At 73.8% G+C, this 6,369-nt stretch carries 6 protein-coding genes; 2 read left to right on the plus strand and 4 right to left on the minus strand.

Annotated features, from left to right (window positions below; genetic code table 11):
* Window positions 1-1,383, plus strand: a 1,383-nt coding sequence (locus J1M64_RS18805) for an MlaD family protein (RefSeq protein ID WP_307872488.1), incomplete at its 5' end; no start/stop codon positions are given.
* A 104-nt stretch (window positions 1,384-1,487) separates the two neighbouring features.
* On the opposite strand, the gene J1M64_RS18810 is transcribed toward J1M64_RS18805, so the two are convergent.
* Complete coding sequence (locus tag J1M64_RS18810) at window positions 1,488-1,982, minus strand: hypothetical protein (protein WP_163375566.1); 495 nt, start codon at window positions 1,980-1,982, stop codon at window positions 1,488-1,490.
* Window positions 1,983-2,023: 41 nt separating this feature from the next.
* Between J1M64_RS18810 and J1M64_RS18815 the strand changes: the two genes are divergently transcribed.
* On the plus strand, window positions 2,024-2,959 hold the full coding sequence (locus tag J1M64_RS18815; protein WP_163375567.1) for a hydroxymethylglutaryl-CoA lyase: 936 nt from the start codon (window positions 2,024-2,026) through the stop codon (window positions 2,957-2,959).
* An 8-nt stretch (window positions 2,960-2,967) separates the two neighbouring features.
* Here the strand turns inward: J1M64_RS18815 and J1M64_RS18820 are convergent, their stop codons facing one another.
* The 3 genes from J1M64_RS18820 to J1M64_RS18830 form a co-directional block, all read right to left on the minus strand.
* Entirely contained in the window at window positions 2,968-3,591 is a 624-nt protein-coding gene (locus J1M64_RS18820; RefSeq protein WP_206475187.1) for a hypothetical protein, read from the minus strand.
* A complete protein-coding gene (locus tag J1M64_RS18825; protein WP_163375725.1) occupies window positions 3,581-4,759 on the minus strand; it encodes a CaiB/BaiF CoA-transferase family protein in 1,179 nt (392 codons plus the stop codon). Before J1M64_RS18825 ends, J1M64_RS18820 begins: the two co-directional genes overlap by 11 nt.
* A 94-nt stretch (window positions 4,760-4,853) precedes the next feature.
* Window positions 4,854-6,332, minus strand: a complete 1,479-nt coding sequence (locus J1M64_RS18830; protein WP_163375569.1) for an aldehyde dehydrogenase — start codon at window positions 6,330-6,332, stop codon at window positions 4,854-4,856.
* Between the last annotated feature and the right edge of the window lie 37 nt (window positions 6,333-6,369).

Below are 6,369 nucleotides of genomic sequence, written 5' to 3' on the forward strand. Positions count from 1 at the left end.
GCCCGAGGCCGCGCCCGCCCCCGCAGGGGAGGCCGGCGCATGAGGCGGGGCTGGCGGGGGATGAGCGGCGCCGACCGCACGATGGCGCTCAAGCTGCTGGCGTTCGTGCTCGTCGGCACCGTGGCGTTCGTGCTGGTGGTGTTCTCGTTCGCCCGCATCCCACAGCACCTCGGCTGGGGCCGCATGGAGGTCACGCTGGAGATGCGCGACGCGTCCGGGCTGTACCCACGGGCCAACGTCCTCTACCGCGGGGTCGAGGTGGGGCGCGTGCGTCACCTGGAGATGATCCCGGCCGGCGCGCGGGCGACGCTGCTGATCGACGGCGACGCGCGGATCCCCGCCGACGCGACGGCGTACGTCGGCGCGATGTCGGCGGTGGGGGAGCTCATCGTCGACCTGGTCCCCGAGACGCCCGGCGGCCCCCACCTCTCCGACGGCGACGTCATCAGCGCCGACCGGGTCCGCCCGCCGGTGTCGGTGTCCGAGACCGTGGACCTTCTCGAGGCCACCCTGGACTCGGTGGGCCCGGCGCGACTGACCTCACTCGTCGACGAGGCCTCGCGCGGCGTCGGCGGCGCGGGACGCGATCTGTCCTCCTCCGTCGACGCGCTCACCCTGCTGGCCGAGGGCGCCGGACGCGATCGCGAGCAGTGGGCGGCGTTGCTCCGGCAGACGGCGCCGCTGCTCGAGGCGCAGGCCGCGTCGTCGCCGGACGTGCGCGAGTGGGCCGCGGCGGTGGACCGCGTGGCGGGCGACGTGGCCGCCGCCGACCCGGCGCTGCGCGGGGTGATCGCCGGGGCGCCGGCCGCGGCGGGCGAGACGATCAGGGCCTTCCAGGAACTGTCGCCGACGTGGCCGCTGCTGCTGTCCAACCTGGTGACCGTCGAGCAGGTCGCGGCCGTGTACACGCCGTCGATCGAGCAGATCCTCGTGCTGTTCCCGGCCATCATGGACTCCACCCAGTCGGCCGCGCTGCCCAACTCCGGTGACGCGATGCCCGCACAGAACACCTTCTTCGTCAACAGCTACAACGACCCGCCGCCGTGCACCACGGGATTCCTGCCGGCCGACCAGCGGCGTTCGCCGACCGAGCTCGACGTGCCCGAGACGCCCCGCGACCTGTACTGCAAGGTGCCGGAGGACTCGCCCGTCGCGGTGCGGGGCGCCCGCAACATGCCGTGCATGGAGTACCCCGGGGTCCGTGCCGCCACGGTCACGCTGTGCCGGGAGAAGGCCGGGGCCGCGGGGGTCTCCGTGGTCGCCACGCCGCGCTCGTACGACCGGGGCACCGGTGTGTATCCCACCGCCGGCGCGGGGGTCTCGGCGTTCGACCGTCCGACCGGCCCGGTGGACGTCGGTGATCTGCTGTCCCCGCCCCGGTGAGCCGGCGTCGATGTCCGCGCCGGTGACGCCGACCCCGGTTGTACACGCCCCGGATGTGCGAGCCCCAGGTGCGACCCCCGCGGAGGAGCGCGCCGTCGCCGGGGTCAGCGCGGCGTGAACCCCGAGACAAGCCACCGGTCCCCGTCGCGGATCAGCCCCACCTCGACCACGGTCTGGAGTACATGGGGGATGCCGTCGGCGCCGATCGTGTGGCGGTCCAGAAAGACGACGACGAGCGCGTCGTCCCCGTCCAGCCCCGCGAGAGCCGAGCCCGCCGAACGCGCCGAGGAGGCCACCTGACCGGCGGTGCTGCGCGGCACGGTGACCTGCCGGCTCTGCTCGCGGAAGTGGTCGAGGAACGGCGGGGCCAGGAGTGGCTCGGCGGCGGCGAGGTCCTCGGCCACGGTCTCGGGCCGGTAGTCCAGGACCGCCAGCGAGGCGGCCTCCGCCGCGGCCACCGCACCGGCGGCCAGCCGCTGCCGTTCCGCGGCCCGTCGGTCGACCACGGTCAGGCCGACCGCGGCGACCGCCAGCACCACCAGCAGCACGACCAGGACGGTCCTGACCCGCGCGCGGCTCACCGTGCCGCCGACCGACATGTCAGGCCCCCCGCCGCACGCCGATACGGGAGGATGACCCCATGACCACGCACCCGATGAGTTCCGTCGCCGTCCGCGACGTCGCCCTGCGCGACGGGCTCCAGCTCACCGACGGCAGGCTGTCCACCACCTCCAAGGTCGAGCTCGTGCGGACCCTGCTCGGCCTCGGGGTCCCGGAGCTCGAGGTGGGGTCCATGGCCCGGCCGGACCTCGTCCCGGCACTGGCGGACACCCTCGACGTCGTCGGCGCCCTCGAGGAGTCCGACCGCGACCGCTGCTGGGTGTGGGTCGCGACCCCGGGCCACGTCCGCCGGGCCGCGGACGCCGGCGTCCGCCGGTTCCAGTACTGCCTGTCGGTGACCGACGAGCACAACACGGCCAACATCGGCCGCGACACCGCGACCAGCATGGACGCACTCCCGGAGGCCGTCGAGGCCGCCGCGGCGGTGGGCGGCACCGTCCAGCTCTGCCTGGCGACCACGTTCACCTGCCCGATCACCGGGCCGGTCGATCCGGCGCGCGTGCTCGAGCTGGTCGCCGACCCGCGCGGCGAGGGCACCGTCGACGTGGTGTTGGCAGACACCCTCGGCCAGGCGCACCCACGGCAGGTGGGCGACCTCGTCGCCGCCGCTGTCGAGCCGGCCGGTGACCGCCGGATCGTCTTCCACGGCCACGACACGTGGGGGATGGGCGTGGCCAACACCCTCGCCGCCGTGGACGCGGGAGCGCGCATGGTGGACGCGGCGCTCGGCGGCCTCGGGGGCTGCCCGTTCGCCCCCGGCGCGTCCGGGAACACGGCCACCGAGGACGTGCTGTTCGCCCTGCGCCCCGACTGGTTGGACCCCGGCCGGTTCCACGAGCTGGTCGCAGCATCCGATCGCATGCTGGGCGAGCTCGGCGAGGATTCGCGGTCGCGGGCCTCGGCCGGTGCGCACGGCAACGGCCGCGAGTTCGACTGGACCCTGCCCCGGGGCTGACCTCGCCCTCACACCGCCACCTCGGCCGAGGCCACAACGGCGCGGCCGTCCTCGATCACGGCCTCGATCCGCCAGCGCCACAGCCGCTCACCGGCACGGTCGCCCTCACCGGTGTCGTCGACGTCGTCGGCACCGGCATCGCCGCGCGCCTCGGATCCCGCGTGCGCGGCCTCGGTCCGCGTGTTGCTCACCTCGGACCGGACCGCCACCAGCAGGCGAGCCCGTGCGGGTTCGTCCCCGCTGTCGACGAGCCCACCGTCGAGGATGCCGCGGACGGCCACGTCCTGCTCGACCCCGGAAGCGACCACCCGCGCGCTGGAGCGCACCTCGTCGTCGTCGACAAGGCGTAGCACCTCCGCCCGTCGTCCGGTCACCTCCTCGCGGAACCGGCCGGTACCCAGGGCGGTGAGCCGATCCAGGGAGGCCTCGGCGTCGCCGGTGGACAGTGACGACAGCAGTACGGCGACCTCGGTGGCAGCGGAGGTCAGGCGCGCGCGGTCAGCGTCGGCGGCGCGGCGCGCCCACACCGACGACGTAGGCACGATCGCGGCGGCGAGCACCAGGGCCACCAGCAGCACGGTCGTCAGCGCCGGACGCCTCCCGGCCGCTCCGCGCGGCGGATCAGATGACACCGCGGGCGGCCAGGTCGGACAGGCGATCCGCGTCGATGCCGAGCAGGTCGCGGTAGACGGCGGCGTTGTCGAAGCCGGGCTCCGGCGTCCCACCGCGCCGGACCGAACCCGGGGTGTCGCCGAGGACGGGCACCACGCCGGGGCCGAGCACGGTGTCGTCGACGCCCGGCACGGTGTGCGGCACGATCATGTCGCGGGCGAGGAACTGCTCGTCGCGCACCACGTCCGCGACGGTGTTGACCGGGCCCACCACCACGCCGGCGGCCTCGAGGGTCTCGCGTATCTGCTCGGCGGTGCGCTCGGCGGCCCAGTCGGCGATGATCGCGTCGATCTCGTCCTGGTGCACCCCGCGCGCGGAGTGGTCGACGAAGCGGGGATCCTCCGCCAGGTCGGGACGCCCCATCGCGGCGCACAGCCGACGGAACACGGTGTCCTGGTTGGCGGCGATGATCACCCACGGCCCGTCGGCGGCGCGGTACAGGTTGGACGGCGCGATGCCCTCCAGTCGGGTTCCGGACGGGCCGCGCACGACCCCGGCGGCGTCATAGTCGGGGATCACCGACTCCTGCACCGCCAGGCACGACTCGGTCAGCGCGACGTCGACCACCTGGCCGCGGCCGGTGGTGGTGCGGGCCAGCAGCGCGGCGAGGATCCCCTGGACGGCGAACATGCCCCCGAGGGTGTCGCCGATCGACAGGGCCATGCGCGGCGGGGGCATGTCTGGGAAACCGTTGAGGTGTCGCAGGCCCGACACGCCCTCGGCGACTGAGGCGTACCCGGCGCGGGTGGCCTGCGGCCCGGTCTGCCCGTAGCCCGACACCCGCCCGATCACCAGACCCGGGTTGACCTCGTGCAGCCGGTCCGGGCCCAGCCCCCACTTCTCCAGCGTGCCGGGGCGGAAGTTCTCCACCATCACGTCGGCCCGGGCCACCAGGTCCAGGAAGAGCGCGGCGCCGTCCTCGCTGCGCAGGTCCAGGGTGACGGACTCCTTGTTGCGGGCGTGGACGGTCCAGAAGTGGCGACGACCGTCACGCTCGCCCTGGCCCCACGTGCGCAGCGGGTCCGGGCGCCCGGGATCCTCGATCTTGATGACCCGGGCGCCCATGTCCCCGAGGAGACGGCCGGCGAACGGCCCGGCGATGAGGGTGCCCAGTTCCAGCACGAGCATCCCGGCCAACGGGCCCGTCCGCGCCTGCTCCGCGTCCTGTTCGCCCACACCCTTTGTCACGTCCGGTGCCTCCTCGTCCCGCGGGTCGGTGTTCTCAGAACCCTAGGTGCACGGTCTTCTCCTCGGTGAAGGCCTCCAGGCCGCTCACCCCGAGCTCGCGCCCGATGCCGCTGGCCTCGCGGCCGCCCCAGGGCAGCGACGGGTCCGGCACGCCCCAGCCGTTGACCCAGACCGTACCCACCCGCAGCTGCGGGATCACCGAGTGCACGGTGGACAGGTCGCGCGAGAAGATGAACGCGTTGAGCCCGTAGGGGGTGTCATTGGCGATGCGCACGGCCTCGTCGGTGTCGGAGAAGGTGATGACCGTGGCAACGGGGCCGAAGATCTCCTCGCGGGCGATCGTCAGCGAGTTGTCGCCGCGGAACACGGTCGGCTCGATGAAGTAGCCGCGGTCGCCGACCCGGCCACCGCCCGTGACGAGGTCCGCGCCCTCCGCCCGGCCCGCGTCGATGTACCCCATGATCCGGTCGAACTGGCGCCGGCTGACGATCGTGCCCTGTGTGCTCGCGGGATCGAACGGGTCGCCCACCACCGAGGACCGCGCGAACTCCGCCAGTCCCTCGACCACCTGATCGGCGATCGACTCGTGCACCACCACGCGGGTGCCGGCCGCGCAGACCTGGCCCTGGTGGTAGAAATTGCCCATCGCGATCCACGGCATGGCCGACTCCAGGTCCGCGTCGCCGAAGACGAGCTGCGGGGCCTTGCCGCCCAGCTCGAGCGTGACCTTGCGGAACCTGTCCCCGGCCAGCATCTGGATCTGACGCCCCACGCGCGGGCTACCGGTGAAGGTGATCTTGTCCACGCCCGGGTGTGCGGCCAACGCGGCGCCGGCGGTCTCCCCGGTACCGGTGACCACGTTGAACACCCCGTCCGGCACTCCGGCCTCGGCGAGCAGATCGGCCAGGCGGAGCGGGGCCAGTGAGGCGTCCTCGGCGGGCTTGAGCACCACCGAACACCCGGCGGCGAGGGCCGGGGCGACCTTCCACGATGCCACCACGGTGGGGTTGTTCCACGGCGTGATCGCGCCGACCACCCCGAGGGGCTGGCGCAGGGTGAACCCGAACCGACGCTGGTCGCCGACGTTCGGCAGTTGCGCGCTCTGGCCGTAGATCTTGTCGGCGGAGCCGGCGTAGTGGCGGAACACCCCGGCGGCGGCGGGGATGTCCCCACCGACGGTGTGCAGGTAGAGCTTGCCCATCTCCGTGGTCTCGAGGGTGGACAGCTCGCCCGCGTGCTCCTCGATGAGGTCGGCGGCGCGCATGAGGATCCGCCCCCGTTCGGCACCGGGCATGCGCGACCACACCCCGGACTCGAACGACTCCCGGGCGGCGGCGACGGCCCGGTCCACGTCCACGGCGGTGCCGGCCGCGAGTCCCGTGATCCGCTCCTCGGTGGCCGGGTTGACCGCGTCGAGGGTCCCGCCGGCGGCGGGGGCGACGGCCCGGCCGCCGATGCGTAGCCCGGTGTCGGGGAGGGTCAGAGGTGCTACTTCGGGGAACGTCGCGGTCATTGCTTTACTCCTATAGAGGGTGGTGGTGGAACGAGGT

This window comes from Dietzia sp. KRD202 (assembly GCF_017168155.1).
GTDB lineage: Bacteria > Actinomycetota > Actinomycetes > Mycobacteriales > Mycobacteriaceae > Dietzia > Dietzia kunjamensis.

What these genes read in the sequence shown, in the direction of transcription:
- J1M64_RS18815 (WP_163375567.1), top strand. Translation starts at nt 2,024, where the DNA reads ATGACCACGCACCCGATGAGTTCCGTCGCCGTCCGCGACGTCGCCCTG.
- J1M64_RS18810 (WP_163375566.1), bottom strand. Translation starts at nt 1,982, where the DNA reads ATGTCGGTCGGCGGCACGGTGAGCCGCGCGCGGGTCAGGACCGTCCTG.
- J1M64_RS18825 (WP_163375725.1), bottom strand. Translation starts at nt 4,759, where the DNA reads ATGCTCGTGCTGGAACTGGGCACCCTCATCGCCGGGCCGTTCGCCGGC.
- J1M64_RS18830 (WP_163375569.1), bottom strand. Translation starts at nt 6,332, where the DNA reads ATGACCGCGACGTTCCCCGAAGTAGCACCTCTGACCCTCCCCGACACC.